The sequence below is a fragment of the Luteimonas viscosa genome (genome assembly GCF_008244685.1).
Lineage (GTDB): Bacteria > Pseudomonadota > Gammaproteobacteria > Xanthomonadales > Xanthomonadaceae > Luteimonas > Luteimonas viscosa.
Genome location: NZ_VTFT01000001.1, coordinates 1,516,563 through 1,534,976, shown reverse-complemented (window position 1 = coordinate 1,534,976; position 18,414 = coordinate 1,516,563). Strand labels below are relative to the sequence as shown.

Sequence of the window (18,414 nt, the reverse complement as noted above, 5' to 3'; positions counted from 1 at the left end):
GTGCCGGGCCGGGGAGGCTGGCCGCCGGCGTGCGTCGCTCGCGTCAACGGGTCGGCCTGTCGCACGTTCGATAAGGCGGTCGAGCGGGATTCAGGCGGGCAACGGCGAGGAGCGGGGCCAGATGTCTCCGGAGCGCCAGGCCGGCTCCTGAAACGATCGACAGCCGCCCCTGTCGTTGTTCCATTCATGCAACGCTGGGAACTTCCAGAGCCCTTAGCAGTCACAGGTACCGACTGCTAGACTCCTTTCCCATGAAGACCCCCATGACCCAAGCCCTCGTTGCCAACAACCTGCCGGTTCCCGCCTTCACCGGGCTGACTCCGCTCGGTTCGCTGGAAGCCTACATCGGTGCGGTCCACCAGATTCCCGTGCTCTCGGTCGACGACGAGCAGGCGCTGGCGCGCCGTTTCCGCGACGAAGAGGACCTCGACGCCGCGCGCGAGCTGGTGCATTCGCACCTGCGCTTCGTGGTGCACGTCGCCCGTGGCTACAGCGGCTACGGCCTGCAGCTCGGCGACCTGATCCAGGAAGGCAACATCGGCCTGATGAAGGCGGTCAAGCGCTTCGACCCCGACATCGGCGTGCGCCTGGTGAGCTTCGCGGTGCACTGGATCCGCGCCGAGATGCACGAGTTCATCCTCAAGAACTGGCGCATCGTCAAGGTCGCGACCACCAAGGCCCAGCGCAAGCTGTTCTTCAACCTGCGCAAGAGCAAGACCCGCCTGGGCTGGCTCAACGCGGCGGAAGTGAGCGCGGTGGCGAAGGACCTCAACGTGTCCGAGCGCGAGGTGCTGGAGATGGAGTCGCGCCTGTCGGGTCGCGACATCGGCTTCGACGCGCCGTCCGACGAGGACGACGAGCACGCGCCGCCGTCGCCGTCGGCGTACCTGATCGCGCACGACGAGGATCCGGCGCAGGCCTACGAGCGCGGCGACAGCGCCGACAACCGCCTGGAGCTGCTGCGCGCCGGGCTGGCGCGCCTGGACGAGCGTTCGCGCGACATCATCAAGCGTCGCTGGCTCGATCCGGACAGCAAGCTCACGCTGCAGGAACTGGCCGACGAGTACGGCGTGTCGGCCGAGCGCATCCGCCAGGTCGAGGCCAACGCCCTGAAGAAGATGAAGGCGCTGTTCGCGGCCTGATCGTCTCGCTGCGAAGAACAGGAAAAGCCCGGCTCCGGCCGGGCTTTTTCCGTTTCCGGCGTCCGCGCGATTATCCTGCACGGCCCCGCCACCGGCTCCGCGGTCGATGACAGTCTGGGTGATCCTGTATTGGGTCGGCGCCGCGCAGGCGGCGATGCTGGCAGCCGCGCTTTGGCGAAGCCGGTCGAACGCGCACGCCAACCGCGTGCTTTCGGCCTGGCTGGGCGTCATCGCGGTGGATCTCGCCGTCAAGGCCGGGTACATGGCGTCCGCGACCACCGCCCTGGGCGATGCGTACCGGATCGCGCGGCTGCTGCCGCTGTTCTACGCGCCGATGTTCTTCGTCTATGTGCGGGTGCTGACCACGGGACGGGCCCCGCGCTGGCGCGACCTGGCCCACGCCGCGTGGTTCGGCCTCGCGCTGGCGTGGGCGGGCGGACGCTGGCTCGGCGGCGCCCCGCTGCCGGTGGCCGGGTCGTGGGATGCGCCGTGGTTCGATCCCCTGCTGTACCTGGTGGCGTTCGCCTACCTGGCGGCGGCGCTGCGCTGCGTCGCGCGGTATCGCCGTCGGCTGGAGGCGCACCGCTCCGACGCCGACCGGCTGTCGCTGCGCTGGCTCACGGCCCTGGCGGCGGGGCAATTCGTGATCTGGGGCATCGCGCTGCTGCAATGGCTGGTGCGCCTGCCGTACCTGGACTACTACCTGATCTACGGTGCGGTCGCGGCCTGGGTCTGCGTGATCGGCTGGTTCAGCCTGTCGCAGCCGCCCGTGGCGACGACGGCGGAGACCGATCCCGTTGCGGATCCGTCGCCGGACCCGTCGCCGGGCGGCGATGGCCTTGCCGGCGACGCGCGCGTCGACGATGTCGAGGCGCGGCTGTCGGAGCTGATGGCGCGCGAGCGCCTGTACCGCGAACCCGCGCTGACGATCGCCCAGCTCGCACGGCGCAGCGGTTATCCCGAGTACCTGGTGTCGGCCGTGATCAACCGCCGGCTGGGCGGCAATTTCTGGGAGTACGTGAACCGCCATCGCATCGAGGCGGTCCGCGCCAGCCTGTCGGATCCGGCCGAATCGCGCGCGATCCTCGAGCTCGCCTACGACGCGGGATTCACCTCCAAGTCCACGTTCAACACCGCGTTCAAGCGGCTGGTGGGCGAGACGCCCAGCGCCTTCCGGCGTCGGCATGCGGAACCGGAACCGGCGCGGGGCAAGTCGCCGGACGGCGACGGCGCGACAGGGCCAGCCAGCCCGAGCACGCGGCCAGATTGAACATCCAGCTCACCCAGGACACCGTCGCGTACACGGGCGTGAACGGCCATTCCATCACCCCCGTGCCCACGCCCAGCATCACCCGGAACGTGATCGCACCGGTGGTCAGGGCGATGCTGTAGGCCATCCAGGTGCGGTGGCGGGGAAGGTCGCGCCTGATCGCCAGCCGGATGCCGTTCGCGGTGATGCCGAGCCACAGCAGCGCGAGCGCGGAAAACCCCGCCCGGCTGACCCAGCCGCCATGGGCCTCCTGGGCCATGGACAGGCCGGACACGCCGCCGACCAGGATCGCCACCGCGGACACCCGGCCGCAGACGCGGTGGATCATCGGCCACCGCCGGCGGATGCCCTGGCTCAGCTGGACCGGCACCAGCAGCAGCGCGAGCCCGGCGCCGAAGAAGTGCGCGGGCACGTCCCAGCCGGCGACGGCGAAGCGGGCCGCGAACGGATCGCCCTCGCGCACGGGCATGAGCAGGAAGACGAAGGCGTAGGCGGCCACCAGCACGCACGCCAGCGAGAACAGGGCCTGGGTCGATCGCACCAGCAGGGTCGTGGCTTGCAGCCGCATGCGCTTGCTCCATCGGGTCGGGATGGAGGCAGCATCGGCAGCGCACGCGCCGCGGTCGTCGCAGCCGGCCGGACCGGACGTCCGCGACGTTCGATCCGGCGGGTTCGCACGTGCGCGTCAGGCCGGGGAGCGGGCCCCGGCGGCCGTCACCACTTGAACAGCACCAGGCTGATCGCCAGCGCGGCCATGCCGGTGACCAGGCCGTAGACCGTCTCGTGGCCCTTGGCGTAGCGCTTGGCCGCGGGCAGCAGTTCGTCCAGCGCCAGGAACACCATCACCCCGGCGATGAAGCCGAACACCCCGCCGAACACCGCGTCCGACAGGTACGGCCGCAGCAGCACGTAACCGATGATCGCGCCGATCGGCTCGGCCAGGCCGGACAGCAGGCAGGCGATGAAGGCGTAGGCCTTGTTGTGGGTGGCGAAGTACACCGGCACCGCGATCGCGATGCCTTCGGGGATGTTGTGGATCGCGATCGCGAACGCCAGCGGCATGCCCACGCCCGGATTCTCGAGCGTGGCGAAGAACGTCGCCAGGCCTTCCGGGAAATTGTGCGCGGTGATCGCGATCGCGGTCAGCAGGCCGACGCGCTTGACGTAGTCGCGGTTGTGCTGGCGGAAGTAGGGATCGTCGACCTCGAGCCGTTCGTGCGGGTTCGGCACCAGCCGGTCGATGGTGACGATCAGCAGTACGCCGGCGAGGAACGACAGCGTGCCCCAGGTGAATCCCAGGCGGTCGCCGTAGGCCAGCGTGTACGACGCGACCGACTTGTTGAGGATCTCGGCGAGCGACACGTACACCATCGCCCCGCCGGCGAAGGCCAGGCCGAACGCCAGCAGCCGCGCATTGGGCTTCTTCGAGGCGAAGACCAGCAGGCTGCCGAGCCCCGTCGCCAGTCCTGCGCCGGTGGTCACCGCGAGCGCGATCAGCAGGTTCTGCAGCGGGATCTCGGTCATGCGCGCGGCGTTCCGGGGGACGCGCCATCCTAGCCGAAGCAAGGCACGCGCTGACGTGCACGCTCACGCGTGTGGATCGTTACTTTGTATCGGAACGATCGTCGCCGCCGAGGATGATCCGGGCCGCGCGCTGGTGGGTCCAGTACGCCACCGACCAGTTGAGCAGCACCACGATGCGGTTGCGGAAACCGACCAGGAAGAACAGGTGCGCCAGCAGCCAGAACCACCAGGCCAGCATCCCCGAGAACCGCCACGCGCCGAGGTCGACCACGGCGGCCATGCGGCCGATGGTGGCGAGGTTGCCGTAGTCGCGGTAGCGGAAATGCGTGCCCTCGCGGCCGTCCAGGCGGGCGAGGATCGTGCGCGCGACGTGGCGGCCCATCTGCTTGGCGGCCGGCGCCACGCCCGGCACCGGCCTGCCGTCGGCGCGGTCGATCGCGGCCAGGTCGCCGGCCACGAAGATGCAGGGATGCCCCGGCACCGAGAGATCCGGTTGCACCTTCACGCGCCCGGCGCGATCGAGCGGCACGCCCAGGCATTGCGCCAGCGGCGAGGCCGCGACGCCGGCGGCCCAGACCACGGTCCGCGCGCGCACGAACTCCTCGCCACGGCGGTAGCCCTCGGCGGTGATCTCCTCCACCGGCACGCCGGTGTGGACCTCGACGCCGAGCTTCTCGAGTTGCGCGCGCGCCTTGCGCGACAGGTCGTCCGGGAACGAGGACAGCACGCGCGGTCCGGCTTCCACCAGCCGCACCCGCGCCCGCGCCGGATCGATGTTGCGGAACTCGCCGCTGAGCGTGTGCCGCGCGATCTCCGACAGCGTGCCCGCCAGTTCGACCCCGGTAGGACCACCGCCGATGATGGCGAAACTCAGCCAGGCGTCGCGTTCGTCGGGATCGGTCTCGGCCTCCGCGCGCTCGAAGGCGAGCAGCAGCTTGCGGCGCAGGTCGAGCGCGTCGTCGAGCGTCTTCAGGCCCGGCGCGTGCGCGGCCCACTGCTCGTTGCCGAAATAATCGTGGGTGACGCCGCTGGCGAGCATCAGGTAGTCGAAATCCAGGCGCTGTCCGCCGGTGGCATCCTCGATTTCCACCTGGCGCGCGTCCGCATCGATGCGCGACACGGTCGCCATCCGCACCTCCACGTTCTCCTGCCGGCGCAGGATCTGGCGCAGCGGCGCGGCGATGTCGGGCGCGGACAGGCCCGCGGTCGCCACCTGGTAGAGCAGGGGCTGGAACAGGTGGTGGTTGCCGCGATCGAGCAGGGTGATGCGGACCGGAGCGGTGCGCAGCGCGCGCGCGGCCCAGAGGCCCGCGAAGCCGCCGCCGACGATGACCACGTGGGGAAGCGGTTGCGTCATGCGGTCGATTCTAGGCACGGACGCCGCAAGATCCTGTGGACCCGGCCGAGCGGGTGCCACGATACGGTCGCGGGCTGTTCGCACTCCTGCGGCGAAGGGTTGCGCTTGGCGGTTCCAGCGCTTGCGGTCGACGGATGCCGCAGGCGGAGGAGGCGTGCCGGAGACGCGGAGGCAACGCGCTGCGTCCCGGCCCTCACCCCGACCCTCTCCCGCAAGCGGGAGAGGGAGCAGGCGGGTCTTCGTGGGTCGACGCCTCGCCGTATCATGACTCGCAAGGAAGCGGCGTGGCGGCGATGGCGCACTGCAGCTGCCGCGCGCTGGTGCACTGGTCCGGGATCAGCCGAGCTTCGCCGCCAGCTGCGCCTCGAGCTTGCGCTGGTCGGCGGCGAAATTGCGGATGCCCTGGGCCAGCTTCTCGGTCGCCATCGCGTCCTCGTTGTGCTGCCAGCGGAACGCGGCTTCGTCGAGCGCGGCGGGCTTGTCGCCACGTTCGCCCGCGTCGACCAGCGCGCGCTCGACGGTCGCGTCGGACTCTTCCAGCGCGCCGAGCAGGTCGGGCGAGATCGTCAGGCGGTCGCAGCCGGCCAGCGCCAGCACTTCGCCGGTGTTGCGGAAGCTCGCGCCCATCACCACGGTGTCGTAGCCGTGGCGCTTGTAGTAGTTCCAGATGCTGGTCACCGACTCCACGCCCGGATCGTCCTGCGGCGTGGCCGGCCTGGCCATGCCGTTGGCCAGGTGCCAGTCGAGGATGCGGCCGACGAAGGGCGAGATCAGGAACACGCCGGCCTCGGCGCAGGCCACCGCCTGCGCGAACGAGAACAGCAGGGTGAGGTTGCAGTGGATGCCCTCGCGCTCGAGCCGTTCGGCGGCGCGGATGCCTTCCCAGGTCGAGGCGATCTTGATCAGCAGGCGATCGGTGCCGATGCCGGCCTGGCTGTAGAGCTCGACCAGCCGGTGCGCCTTGGCGATGGTGGCTTCGGTGTCGAAGCTCAGGCGTGCGTCGACCTCGGTGGAGACGCGCCCGGGGATCAGCTTGAGGATCTCGCCGCCGATCGCCACCGAGAGGCGGTCGCCGGCGTCGGCCACGCGGGCCTCGCCGCTGCCGCCCGCGCCGGACACGGCCGCGTCCAGGTGCGCGGCATAGGCCGGCAGCGAGGCGGCCTTGAGCAGCAGCGAGGGATTGGTGGTGGCGTCCATCGGCTTGAAACGGGCGATGGCCTCGATGTCGCCGGTGTCGGCGACGACGGTGGACAGGGCGCGGAGCTGTTCGAGCTGGGTCGGCATGTGGGCGTGCGGTCGGTTCGATGAGGGATGCGCGTATTGTCGCGCATCCGCCGTTGCGCTGCCGTAACGGTTTCAGCACGTACCGTCGCGGTCGATCTGCGAGGCCGCGCGCGTGTCCGGCATGCGCAGGTAGACCAGCAGCGACACGCCGATGCAGGCGGTGACGTACCAGAAGAAGCCGCGTTCCATGCCGATGCCCTTGAACCACAGCGCCACGTACTCGGCGGTACCGCCGAACAGCGCCACGGTCAGCGCGTAGGGCAGGCCGACGCCGAGCGCGCGCACCTCGACCGGGAACAGTTCGGCCTTCACCACCGCGTTGATCGCGGTGTAGCCGCTGACGATCACCAGCGCGGCCAGGATCAGCCAGAACGCCTGCAGCGGGCTGGCGTCCTGCAGGCTGCTCAGGATCGGCCAGGTGCACAGCACGCCGAGCACGCCGAAGCCGATCAGGATCGGCCGCCGCCCGATCCGGTCCGACAGCGCGCCGACCAGCGGCTGCAGCAGCATGTACACGAACAGCGTCGCGGCGTTGATCAGGCTCGCGGTCTCGTTGGCGATGCCGGCGCTGTTGACCATGAACTTGTGCACGTAGGTGGTGTACGTGTAGAACGCCAGCGTGCCGCCCATGGTCAGGCCGATGACGGTCAGCACCGCGCGCGGATGTCGCGCGAGTTCGCGCAGCGTGCCCTGGCGCGCATCGGTGGCGTTGGAGGCTTGCGCCTCGGCGCGCTGGAACGATTCGCTTTCGACCATCGTCCGCCGCAGCCACAGGGCCACGACGGCCGCGACCGCGCCGATCACGAACGGGATCCGCCAACCCCAGTCGCGCAATTGCTCTTCGGTCAGGAATACGCGCTGCAGCGAGATCAGCACGCCCAGCGCGACCAGGTGGCCCATCACCAGGGTCACGTACTGGAAGCTCGACCAGAAGCCGCGGTGTTCGCGCGTGGCGACCTCGCTCAGGTAGGTCGCGGAGGTCCCGTATTCGCCACCCACGCTCAGGCCCTGCAGCAGCCGTGCCAGTACCAGCAGCACCGGCGCGGCGATGCCGATGGTCTCGTAGCCGGGTGTGCAGGCGATGAGCAGGGAGCCGCCGCACATCATCACCACCGACAGCATCAGCGCCCGCTTGCGGCCGTGGCGGTCGGCGTAGCGCCCGAGCATCCAGGCGCCGAGCGGACGCATCAGGAAGCCGACCGCGAAGATCGCCGCGGTCCTGAGCAACTGGCTGGTGCGGTCGCCGTCCGGGAAGAAGACCTCGGCGAAGTACAGCGAGAACGCCGCGTAGACGTACCAGTCGTACCACTCGACGAGGTTGCCGACCGAGCCGCTGAAGATGCTGCGAAGGCGCTGCGCGGGCGTCATGGCGGCGCGTGGTTCGGTCTGCATGCGGTGCTCACTGGGGCCGGGACCGCGGCATTCTGGCCTGTTCCGGCGGCTGGATCATCTGCCCACGGGCTCCTGTCATCCCGGGCGCAGCGAGGGATACGGTGTCCGGCGCATCGAAGCGGATCCTTCGCTGCACTCGGGATGACAGGAACGAAAAGAGGGACCGAAGACCGAGGGAAACCAGGGCGCGAGAGCAGGGCCGTAGCGACGGGCCGCATTTGTATTGTCGCCCGGCCGCGCTCGATAATCCGTGCGACATCGACCACGGGACGAACGGATGGACATCGAACGACGCATCGCGCTGCTGGTCGACGCCGACAACGCGCCCGCGGCCAAGATCGACGCGATCCTCAACGAGGTCGCGCGCCACGGCGTCGCCAACGTGCGCCGCGCCTACGGCAACTGGAAGAACCCGCACATCAAGGCCTGGGAGGCGGTGCTGCACGAGTACGCGATCCGGCCGATCCAGCAGTTCGACTACTCGACCGGCAAGAACGCCTCGGACATGGCGATGGTGATCGACGCGATGGACCTGCTCTACGCCGGCAAGCTCGACGCCTTCGCCATCGTCTCCAGCGATGCCGATTTCACCCCGCTGGTGATGCGGCTGCTGACCGAAGGCGTGAAGGTCTACGGCTTCGGCGAGCAGAAGACGCCCAAGCCCTTCGTCAACGCCTGCTCGAAGTTCACCTACGTCGAGGCGCTGGGCGCGCCGGGCGTGGCAGCGGACGCGGCGCCTTCGGCCAGCAAGCCACGCACCCTGAAACAGCTGCGCGGCGACGGCCGCCTGCTGCAATTGCTGCGCAGCGCGGTGGAATCGGCCGCCGACGACGACGGCTGGTCGCACCTGGGCCAGGTCGGCCAGCAGATCGGCAACCAGGCCTCGTTCGATCCGCGCAACTACGGCTACCGCAAGCTCAGCGACCTGGTCGAGGCGATCGGCCTGTTCGAGGTGCGCCGGCAGGGACAGATGGTGTTCGTGCGCGACAAGCCGCGGGGCAAGGCCGCCGGCTGACCTGCGCGCGCCTCAGTACAGGTCCACCGGGTCGACATCCAGCGACCAGCGCACCTTGCGCGCCTCGGGCAGGGCATGGATCGGCGGCAACGCCGCCTCGAGTGCGGCATGCAGGCTGCGGCGCGACGGCGCGGACAGCAGCAGCTGCGCGCGATGCATGCCGGCGCGGCGCGGCATCGGCGCCGGCATCGGACCGCTGAGCGCCGGCGCGTCCTGGGCCGGGCGGGTCTCGCCTGCGCGGGCCGGCGCCAGGCACTGCTTCGCCGCCTGCAGGAACGCCAGCGGCGGTCCCGCGTGCTTGGCCTCGGCGCGCAGCAACGCCAGGTGCGCGAACGGCGGGAAGCCGGCGGCCTCGCGCTGCGCCAGCTCCTCCGCGGCGAAGGCGTGGTAGCCGCCGTCGATCAGCGTCGCCAGCAGGGGGTGGTCGGGATGGTGGGTCTGCAGCAGCACCTGTCCCGCGCGCTGCGCGCGTCCGGCGCGTCCGGCGACCTGGATCAGCAGCTGCGCCAGCTTCTCGTGCGAGCGGAAATCCGCCGAGAACAGCCCCTCGTCGATGCCGACCACGCACACCAGGGTGAGGTTCGGCAGGTCGTGGCCCTTGGCCAGCATCTGGGTGCCGATCAGGATGCCGGGCCGCTCGCCGATCCCCCCCAGCAGCGTCGCCAGCCCGTCCCTGCGCTGGGTGCTGCCGCGGTCGATGCGCAGCACCGGTACCCCTTCGAACTTCGCCGCGAGGACCTCCTCGATGCGCTCGGTGCCCACGCCCTGCGGCTGCAGCGCGAGGCCGGCGCAGTCCGGGCATGCCGGCGGCGCCGCCCTGCGATGGCCGCAGTGATGGCATTGCAGGCGCCGGCCGTGCGCGTGCACGGTCATCGGCCGGCCGACCTCGGGCGTGCCGCAGCGCGGGCACTGCGCGCTCCAGCCGCAGTCGTGGCACAACAGCACCGGGGCGTAGCCGCGGCGGTTGCGGAACACCAGCACCTGGCCTCCGTCGGCAAGTGCGGTGCGGATGGCCTCGAGCATCTGCGCCGACAGCCCGGCCTCCAGCGGACGCTTGCGCACGTCCATCACCCGCACTGCCGGCGGCTTGGCGTCGCCGGCGCGCTGCGACAGGCGCAGGTAGCCGTAGCGCCCGCCGGTGGTGGCGTTGTGCAGGGTTTCCAGCGAGGGCGTCGCGCTGCCCAGCAGCACCGGCACGCCCAGCGCCTTGCCGCGCACCAGGGCGAAGTCGCGGGCGTGGTAGCGGATGCCGTCCTGCTGCTTGTAGCTGCCGTCGTGTTCCTCGTCGACCACGATCAGGCCGGCGTCGGGCAGCGGCGTGAACACCGCCGAGCGCGTGCCGACCACCACCCGCGCCTCGCCGCGCCAGGCCGCGGCCCAGGTGCGCGCGCGTTCGCCGTCGTTGAGCCCGGAATGGGTGGCGTGCACCGGTACGCCCAGGCGCGCGCGGAAGCGCGCCAGCAACTGCGGGGTAAGCCCGATCTCCGGCACCAGCACCAGCGCCTGGCGGCCGCGCGCGAGGCAGTCGGCGATCGCGTGCAGGTAGACCTCGGTCTTGCCGCTGCCGGTGACGCCGTCGAGCAGCAGCGGTGCGAACCCGCCGGCATCGCGCACGGCCTCGATCGCCGCCTGCTGCTCGGGGTGGGGTGTCGGGCCGGGGGCCGGCATCGGCGCGAGCTGCGAAGCGGGCATCGCGACGCGCTCGGCGTAGCCGCGTCTGGCCAGTGAACGCGCGGCGCCGCGCCAGTCTTCCAGCGCGGCGTCGAGCGCGTCCTCGTCGCGCCCGGCGTCGTGCAGCAGTTCGGCCAGCCGCCGCGGGCGCGTGCCCTGGCGCAGCCCGCTCAGCGCGGTGGCCCCGGCTTCGGTCAGGCGCCAGGCCCAGGCGTGGGTGTCCGGCAGCGGTTCGCCCCGGCGCAGCGCCGCAGGCAGGGCGGTGGCCAGCACCTCGCCGAGCGGAGCGTGGGTATAGCGCGCCAGCCAGTGCAGCGAGTCGAGCAGTTCGCCGTGCAGCAGCGGCTGCTCGTCGAGCCGGGCGAGGACGGCGCGCAGCTCGGGCGAACCGGGTGCCGCTGCGCCGACTGCCGCGACCACACCGACCAGCTCGCGCGGTCCGAACGGCACCCGCACGCGGCGGCCGATGTCGTCGGTGCCCGGCGCCCGGCCCGCGGGCGCGGCGTAATCGAACAGCCGCGGCAGCGGCAGCGGCAGGGCGACCTGGAACACGGGAGCGTGGGCATCGGACACCGAAGAAGTCTAGGGCCTGCCGCCCGCAGGTCGCGCCCCGCCCGCGCCGCAGCCGGACTTGCGCGCCAGAGTTGTCCTGCGGTGGACGTTCCGGCTGCAAGTGGATGGCGGCAAAGGATTTTCCCCTTATCCACAATTTGTGTGGATAACCCTGTGCACGAGCGCATCCACAGCGTGTTTTTGGCCTCGCCCTGTGCGTGAAAGCCCGGGTTGGCGAAAAAAGCGCCAATCGACCATTTATCTGAAAAATCAAACAGTTAGGCGTGAAACAAAGCCTTCACAATGGTCAACAGCGCTTCACGGCCCCCCGAAATGACGGTTTCGCGACGCATGTGCACAACGTTTGCCCGCAAAAGCGCTTCTGGATCATCGAGTGAGACGCCCGTCAAGTCCCCGATGGCCGTGGCGACGCACGTATCATGGCGCGCGTCGGGCCGCCCCGGGGCCCGGAAACGATGGCGTCTTCCCCTTGAACGATCCCGCCGCGGCCCATGCCGCCCTGACTGCCTTCCTGCGCGGCGTCGAGCGCCGGGGGGTGGTGTTCGCGGAGTGGCAGGGCGGAAACGGGGAGGCGGGGGACATGGCCCTGGCCTCCACCCTGCGCGGATTCCGCGAGGTGGCCGCCGGCATCGCCTTCGCCGAATGGCCGCGCCGCTTCTGGGCGATGCTGCTGGCCGCGCCGCAGCTGCGTGCCACCGTGCGCGTCGCCCCCGACGCCGCCCCCGCGCATGTCGCCGCGCTCGGGAGCGGTCCCCGCGCTGCCCTGTTGCTGCGGCTGGTCGCGGGACTGGCCGAATCCGAAGCCGCGGCGGTGCTGGGCATCGCCCGTCCGACCTACCGCCTTGCCCTGCAGCGGGCCTTGCCGCACCGCGACGACGGCGTTGCCGATCCGGACGCGTGGCGCGCGCTGTCGACGGCGGCGCAGCAGGCGGTGCGCGCCCTGCCGCCGGAGCGCCTGGAGCGGATCGCGATGCTGCGCGACGGGATCCGTCCGCCGCCCGCAAAGCCTTCCACCCCGGCCGGGACGCGTGCCGGCTGGGTCTGGCCGGCCACGATCGCCGTCCTGGTGCTCACCGCCGCGGCGCTGGCGGCCACCTGGTGGGGGCCGTGGATCGCGCCCCCGCCTGCCGCTGGCGGCGCGCGCATCCAGACGGAGGAACTGCCGCCCGCCGCGACGCCGGCCGCACGCTTCGATCCCGCCACGGCGCTGGAGAGCCATCGCGACCTCGAGCTGCTGATCGCGCAGGCGACCGGTGCGTTCGACGACGATGCCGATCCGGCATTCGAAGCCTGGCTGGTGGGCGCGCTGGGCGAAGCGGACGGCGCGACGGCGCGGCCTGCGGACGGGGTCGCGGCCGACGACTCCGCGGGAGCGCCCGATGCGCCGCGGTGAGCGCATCCGCGTCGCTTGCGCCTGCCTGGCGCTGTGGCTGGCCGGCGGCGCCCTCGCGCAACCCGCCGGCGAGGGCGCACGCGCCATCGCGGCGCTCACGCCCGACCAGCGCGCGGCGCTGCAGCGCCGGGCCGAGGCCTGGGATGCGTTGCCGGCGCCGCTGCGTCGCGAGCGCCGGGAAGCCTGGACGGCCTGGCGCGCTCTGCCGGAGGACGAGCGGGCGCGGATGCGCGCGGCGCGCGAGACCTACGAGGCGCTGCCGGTCGCGGAGCAGCAGGCGCTGCGGGCGCGTTTCGACGCGCTCGATGCCGGTCTCCGCCGCGGCTGGCTGCTGGGCCCGGTAGTGGGCGCCGACTGGCCGCAACTGCACGCGTTGTTCGCCCAGGTCGCGCCGGGCGAGCGCGATGGGCTGGTCGATGCGTTGCGCGCATTGCCGGCGCAGGCACGCGCCGACCTCGGCGTGCTGGCGCAGCGCACGCCGCCGCAGGAACGCGACCGCCTGCGCGCGGACCTGATGGCGCAGCCGCCGTCGCAGCGCGCCGCATGGCTGCGACGCCGGGTCGAGCCCTGACCCGGTTCCCGCTGCTGGCGTCGCGCATGCGCGCGAGGTCGCCGCGCAAGCATGGCCGCTACCCGATCGGCCCCTTTCCGGGCGCTGCGGGCGCGCGGTAGGCCGCTGCGCGCGTCAGCCGACCGGCCGCAGCACCCGGCGCGAGGCGCGCACCCGGTCGCCGAAGCGTTCGGCGCTCTCGGCGCGCATCCTGGCCGCATGCTCCTGCAGGTACGCATCGAGCGCCGCGGCGTCGCGCAGGCGGTAGTGCGCGCACAGCAGCAGGTGGCCGGCGTCCGGCGGCGTTTCCACCACTTCGAACACTTCGGCGGCCTCGAAGCCCGGCAGCGCGAGGAGCCTTTCCACGTGGCCGGGCAGCCATGCGAGAAAGTCCCCCGCGATCCCGCGTTCGACCCGCGCGCTCACTTCGTACAGCACCATCGGCCACCTCCGTGGATCACAACCACACCACGCTGGCGACGGTGGTGAACGCCGCGCCGAGACTGAGCAATATCGAATACAGCAGTCCGATCACGCTGTACTTGACCAGCGTCATGATCCAGCCCTGCCGATATACGCGCTTCTGCATCAGCAGCAGGTAGATCGGCATCCAGGTCCACAGCGCCGCTTCGACCAGCCTGAACGCGACGCCCAGTCCGCCGCCGTGCGGCGCCAGCCAGCGTTCCATCGCCATCGCCATGAACACCAGCAGCAGCGCCAGGCATACGAAGGCGTGGCTGTGCAGCGCCACGATCAGGTGCTCCATGTACAGCCGCCGCTTGAACACGTAGGCGAACTTGAGCATCAGCGCGAACAGCGGCAGCAGCACGAACAGCGTCGAGGGCACCGCGCCGAGCAGCGAATCCTTGAGCAGATCCGGATCTTCCTGCAGCCGCTGCACGTTCTTCTCTGCGCGGCCCACCTGGCGGTTGAGCCAGTCGTTGGCGAAGCCGGGCAGCCAGTCCACCTTGACCGGGTTGCTCACCGGATCCCAGTCCCGGGAATTGAAGGAGAGCCGGTTCAGCCGCGGCACCGGCGGCGGCCCACCGGTCTGCTCCGCCTCGCGGAACGCGGCGATGCGTTCGTCGGCCTGGGCGCGGATCGCGGTTTCGGCGGCCTGCAGGGCGGCATCCGCGGTGCGCAGCCCGGTGATGGTGCCGACCCGGGGAGGCGACGCGTGGCCCTCCGCGGCCTCGATCTGCGGCGCCAGTTCCGCGCGTTCATCGGCAAGCTCGGCCAGCGCCCGGTCGCGCGCCTGCTCCACCTCGGCGATGTCGCGGGCGGTCTCGATCCCGCTGTCGCCGCCGAGCTGCACCGGGTTCTGGTCGCCGAAGCTGACCACCAGCCTGCCGATGAAGAAGGTGACGATGGCGATGAAGAAGAACAGCCGGAACGGGCTGACGTAGCGGATGCGGCGGCCGGCGAAGTACTCCAGCGAGAGGTAGCCCGGACGTGCGAACAGCGGCCAGAGCGTGCGCGGCGTGCGCGAATCCCACTCGAACACGCTGTCGAGCACGTCGCCGACCAGGCTGGAGAAATGCCGCACCAGCCCCTTCACCGGCTGGCCGCAGGCGTAGCAGTGCTCGCCCAGCAGCGGGGTGCCGCAGTTGGCGCAGTCGCCGCGCGGCGCGTCGCCGGCGGGCAGTGGGGGCGGTGAGGGCGCCGGCAGGTCGGTCGGGGTCGTCATCGGCGGTCCGGCAGCGTCGGGGATTGGCGCATCGCGACACGCGCGGGGACTGGCGCGCGTCGCGGCGCATCGTATCGCCTAAAATACCGGTCGCCGTCGACCCGGCGCCAGCGCGCGACATCCGATTCGCTGCCGGCCGCAGTCGTCCCGAGCCGCCGCCATGTCTCCGTCCACTCCGCCGCCGCGCTTCCGCAAGGAAGTGCGGACCACCGCCGTGCTTGCCGCGCCGCTCGTCGCCGGGCACCTCGCCACCGGGCTGATCGGCTTCGTCGACAACGTGATCGCCGGGCGCCACGGCACCAATACCCTGGCCGGGGTGGCGGTGGGCACGGCCATGTTCTGGCTGCCGATGATGGTGCCCATGGGCACGCTGATGGCGTTGCCGCCCTCGGTCTCGCAGCTCGACGGCGCCGGGCGCCGGGCCGAGGTCGGGCCGCTGTTCCGGCAGGCGTTGTGGCTGTCTCTGGGGCTGGGCGCGCTGCTGTTCGCGTTCCTGAGCCTGTCGGTGCACGCGCTCGCGCCGATGGGCATCGCGCCCGAGGTGCGCCCGGCCGCGAGCGCGTTCCTGCTCGGGATCCGCTGGGGCATCCCGGCGATGACGCTGTACTTCTGCATGCGCTACCTGTGCGACGGCCTGCACTGGACGCTGCCGACGATGGCCTTCGGCTTCGGCGGCCTGCTGGTGCTGCTGCCGCTGGGCTACGCGCTCACGTTCGGCGCATTCGGGCTGCCGGAAGGCGGGGCCGGCGGGCTGGGCCTGGCGTCCTCGATCATGCTGTGGCTGCAGGTGCTCGGCTTCCTCGCCTACCTGGCGCGCGCGCGCAGGTTCGAGGCGATGCGCCTGTTCGACCGGTTCGATCCGCCGCGCTGGCGCGAGATCTCGGCCCTGCTCCGCACCGGCCTGCCGATCGGGGTCACCGTGGCGATGGAGGGCGGGCTGTTCATCGCGACCGCGCTGCTGATCGGCCGGCTTGGCGAGCTCGAAGTGGCGGCGCACCAGATCGCGATCAATGTCGCCAGCCTGTGCTTCATGATCCCGTTCGGGGTGGCCGAGGCGACCACGGTACGGGTCGGGCACGCGGTCGGCGCCGGGCGCGGCTCGCACGGGGTGCGTCGCGCCGCGCTCGCCGGCCTGGTGCTGGTGCTGTCCACCCAGGCGCTGTCGGCGACGGTGCTGCTGGGCTGGCACGAGGCGATCGCCGGCATCTACACCCGCGACCTGGCGGTGGCCTCGCTGGCCGGCTCGCTGCTGTTGCTGGCGGCGGCGTTCCAGTTTCCCGACGGCGTCCAGGTGCTGTCGGCCGGCGCGCTGCGCGGGCTCAAGGACACGCGGGTGCCGATGTTCATCGCCGCCTTCGCCTACTGGGGCGTGGGCATGCCGCTGGGCGCCGGGCTCGGGCTGGGCCTGGGCTGGGGGCCGCGCGGGATGTGGCTGGGGCTGATCGCCGGGCTGACGGTCGCGGCGGTGCTGATGGCGCTGCGCTTCGCGCGCAGCAGCCGGCCGGCCGCGTTGCCGGCCGTGCCGCCGGTGCAGGTGACCAACGACGCATGAAAACGCGGGGATTGCCGGGTACTCTGGCCCTCCGGAACAGGGAGCTTTCGCCCAAATGAGTCAAACCCCACAGCGCGGCCCGCTGCTGCGCGCCATCGTCGGCGTCTGGGACGGCATGAACTTCGTCCGGCGGCTGGTCTTCAACCTGCTGTTCTTCTTCCTGTTGCTGCTGGTGCTGGTCGTGCTCGCCGGCGGCAGGGGTGGGGTCGCTCCGCTGGAGGCGCGCACCACGCTGGTGATCGCGCCCGAAGCGCTGCTGGTGGAGCAGTACACCTCCGACCCGGTCAGCCGTTCGTTCCAGGCCAGTTTCGGCCAGGGGCCGGCGGAAGTGCAGCTGCGCGACGTGCTGCAGGTGCTGGAATCGGCGAAGGACGACGCCAACGTCGAACGCGTGCTGCTGCGCGTGGATCGCATGGGCTTTTCGGGTTTCGCCGCGATCCGCGAGATCGGCGCGGCGATCCAGGCGCTGCGCGAATCGGGCAAGCAGGTGGTCGCGTTCGGCGAGCGCTTCACCCAGGGCCAGTACCTGCTGGCCGCGCAGGCCGACGAGGTCTACCTCGACCCGCAGGGCGAGATCCTGCTGCTGGGCCTGAGCGGCTACCGCCAGTTCTACCGCGAGGGGCTGGAGGACAAGCTCGGCATCGACATGCATCTGTTCAAGGTGGGCGAATACAAGTCCGCCGCCGAACCGTTCATCCGCGACGACGCCTCGCCCGAAGCCAAGCAGGCCGACCTGTTCTGGCGCAACGACGTCTGGCAGCGTTACCTGGCCGACATCGCGCGCCTGCGCAAGACCACCCCGCAGGCGCTCGCCGCCGGCATCGACGCCCTGCCCGAAGGCGTGGCCGCCGTAGAGGGCGACGCCGCGCGCTACGCGATGACGCAGAAGCTGGTCGACGGCCTGAAGACGCAGGAAGAAGTGGAAGTGCTGCTCGCCGAGCGCGGCGCGGCCGACGAGGACGCGGAAGGCGGCTTCCGCCAGGTCGGGTTCTTCGATTACCTGCGCCATGCCGACGGTCCGTCGCGGGCGGCGGATCCGCGCCCCCAGGTCGCGGTGGTGGTGGCCGAGGGCAACATCCTCGAGGGTCGCCAGCCGCCGGGCACGATCGGCGGCGAGTCCACCGCCGCGCTGCTGCGCGAGGCGCGTGACGACGACGACGTGAAGGCCGTGGTGCTACGCGTGAACTCGGGCGGTGGCTCGGCGTTCGCGTCCGAAGTCATCCGCCGCGAGGTCCTGGGCCTGAAGAAGGCCGACAAGCCGGTGGTGGTCTCCTTCGGCGATGTCGCCGCGTCGGGCGGCTACTGGATCAGCATGGACGCCGACCGGATCTATGCCGATCCGTCGACGATCACCGGTTCGATCGGCATCTTCGGGCTGATCCCCACCTTCCCGCGCGCGCTGGAGAAGATCGGCGTGCATACCGACGGCGTCGCCACCACGCGCATGGCGGATGCGTTCGACCTCAGCCGCCCGCTGTCGCCGGAGGCCGGGCAGCTGATCCAGTCGCTGATCGACAAGGGCTATCGCGATTTCATCACCCGGGTCGCGCAGGGCCGCGGCCGCACCCCGGAGCAGATCGACGAGGTGGCGCGAGGCCGCGTCTGGACCGGCGACCAGGCGAAAGCGCGGGGTCTGGTCGACGAGTTCGGCGGCCTGCGCGCGGCGATCGCCGACGCCGCGGAGCGAGCCCGGCTCGGCAAGGCCGACGCCTGGCGGGTGCGCTACGTCGAGCGCGCGGCGACGCCGTTCGAGCGCTGGTTCGCCGGGTTCGTCGAGGGCCGCCTCGCGCGGGCCTGGTTGCAGGATTCCGATCTCGCACGCAGCCTGCTCGCGCGCGCGGCACCGCAGGCCGAACGCGACCTGCGCATGCTCGAGCAGGTGCTCAAGGCCGACGCCGCGCCGGTGAAGACGCTGGCGCATTGCTTCTGCGGACTCTGACGCGCATTCGCCGGCATGGCGGCCGGGACGCCCCGCCGCCTGATCGTGGGAACGCGCCTTCCCGC

General features: G+C 71.4%; 14 protein-coding genes and 1 pseudogene. 7 read left to right on the top strand and 8 right to left on the bottom strand.

Translation table 11 applies throughout. From position 1 onward, the window contains the following. Positions 1 to 263: 263 nt before the first annotated feature. Both rpoH and FZO89_RS06915 read left to right on the top strand, forming a co-directional pair. Complete coding sequence (gene rpoH / locus FZO89_RS06920) at positions 264 to 1,142, top strand: RNA polymerase sigma factor RpoH (protein ID WP_149102555.1); 879 nt, start codon at positions 264 to 266, stop codon at positions 1,140 to 1,142. Positions 1,143 to 1,248: 106 nt separating this feature from the next. After that, a complete protein-coding gene (locus tag FZO89_RS06915; RefSeq protein WP_149102554.1) occupies positions 1,249 to 2,412 on the top strand; it encodes a helix-turn-helix domain-containing protein in 1,164 nt (387 codons plus the stop codon). 46 nt (positions 2,413 to 2,458) lie between these two features. Here FZO89_RS06915 and FZO89_RS18745 read toward each other — a convergent pair. The 5 genes and pseudogenes from FZO89_RS18745 to FZO89_RS06890 form a co-directional block, all read right to left on the bottom strand. Continuing rightward, positions 2,459 to 2,881: pseudogene (locus FZO89_RS18745) on the bottom strand (DUF2306 domain-containing protein); the annotation flags it as partial. A gap of 245 nt (positions 2,882 to 3,126) precedes the next feature. Continuing rightward, positions 3,127 to 3,936: a zinc transporter ZupT gene (gene zupT, locus FZO89_RS06905; protein ID WP_149102552.1), complete on the bottom strand. Its 810-nt coding sequence runs from the start codon at positions 3,934 to 3,936 to the stop codon at positions 3,127 to 3,129. A gap of 79 nt (positions 3,937 to 4,015) precedes the next feature. Beyond that, the gene (locus FZO89_RS06900; RefSeq protein ID WP_149102551.1) at positions 4,016 to 5,293 is read right to left on the bottom strand and encodes an NAD(P)/FAD-dependent oxidoreductase; all 1,278 of its coding nucleotides are present in this window, start codon (positions 5,291 to 5,293) and stop codon (positions 4,016 to 4,018) included. A 336-nt stretch (positions 5,294 to 5,629) separates the two neighbouring features. Next, positions 5,630 to 6,577, bottom strand: coding sequence for a transaldolase (gene tal, locus FZO89_RS06895; protein ID WP_149102550.1), 948 nt, complete (start codon positions 6,575 to 6,577; stop codon positions 5,630 to 5,632). A 72-nt stretch (positions 6,578 to 6,649) separates the two neighbouring features. After that, a complete protein-coding gene (locus tag FZO89_RS06890) occupies positions 6,650 to 7,969 on the bottom strand; it encodes an MFS transporter (protein ID WP_149102549.1) in 1,320 nt (439 codons plus the stop codon). A gap of 277 nt (positions 7,970 to 8,246) precedes the next feature. On the opposite strand from FZO89_RS06890, the gene FZO89_RS06885 reads away from it, so the two are divergent. Further along, positions 8,247 to 8,984: an NYN domain-containing protein gene (locus tag FZO89_RS06885; RefSeq protein ID WP_149102548.1), complete on the top strand. Its 738-nt coding sequence runs from the start codon at positions 8,247 to 8,249 to the stop codon at positions 8,982 to 8,984. Positions 8,985 to 8,996: 12 nt separating this feature from the next. On the opposite strand, the gene FZO89_RS06880 is transcribed toward FZO89_RS06885, so the two are convergent. Continuing rightward, positions 8,997 to 11,228, bottom strand: coding sequence for a primosomal protein N' (locus tag FZO89_RS06880; protein WP_149102547.1), 2,232 nt, complete (start codon positions 11,226 to 11,228; stop codon positions 8,997 to 8,999). Positions 11,229 to 11,697: 469 nt separating this feature from the next. On the opposite strand from FZO89_RS06880, the gene FZO89_RS06875 reads away from it, so the two are divergent. Both FZO89_RS06875 and FZO89_RS06870 read left to right on the top strand, forming a co-directional pair. Next, on the top strand, positions 11,698 to 12,621 hold the full coding sequence (locus FZO89_RS06875; RefSeq protein ID WP_149102546.1) for a serine/threonine-protein kinase: 924 nt from the start codon (positions 11,698 to 11,700) through the stop codon (positions 12,619 to 12,621). After that, positions 12,608 to 13,192, top strand: coding sequence for a DUF3106 domain-containing protein (locus FZO89_RS06870; protein WP_149102545.1), 585 nt, complete (start codon positions 12,608 to 12,610; stop codon positions 13,190 to 13,192). The genes FZO89_RS06875 and FZO89_RS06870 overlap by 14 nt, the downstream gene beginning before the upstream one ends. 114 nt (positions 13,193 to 13,306) lie before the next feature. Here the strand turns inward: FZO89_RS06870 and FZO89_RS06865 are convergent, their stop codons facing one another. Both FZO89_RS06865 and FZO89_RS06860 read right to left on the bottom strand, forming a co-directional pair. After that, a complete protein-coding gene (locus FZO89_RS06865; RefSeq protein ID WP_149102544.1) occupies positions 13,307 to 13,612 on the bottom strand; it encodes a DUF4286 family protein in 306 nt (101 codons plus the stop codon). Positions 13,613 to 13,628: 16 nt separating this feature from the next. After that, positions 13,629 to 14,858 (bottom strand): DUF3667 domain-containing protein, encoded by a 1,230-nt coding sequence (locus FZO89_RS06860; protein WP_149102543.1) that lies wholly within the window; start codon positions 14,856 to 14,858, stop codon positions 13,629 to 13,631. Positions 14,859 to 15,018: 160 nt separating this feature from the next. Between FZO89_RS06860 and FZO89_RS06855 the strand changes: the two genes are divergently transcribed. Next, positions 15,019 to 16,410 (top strand): MATE family efflux transporter, encoded by a 1,392-nt coding sequence (locus tag FZO89_RS06855; RefSeq protein ID WP_149102542.1) that lies wholly within the window; start codon positions 15,019 to 15,021, stop codon positions 16,408 to 16,410. Between the two features lie 55 nt (positions 16,411 to 16,465). Next, positions 16,466 to 18,349 (top strand): signal peptide peptidase SppA, encoded by a 1,884-nt coding sequence (gene sppA / locus FZO89_RS06850; protein WP_149102541.1) that lies wholly within the window; start codon positions 16,466 to 16,468, stop codon positions 18,347 to 18,349. Positions 18,350 to 18,414: the final 65 nt, after the last annotated feature.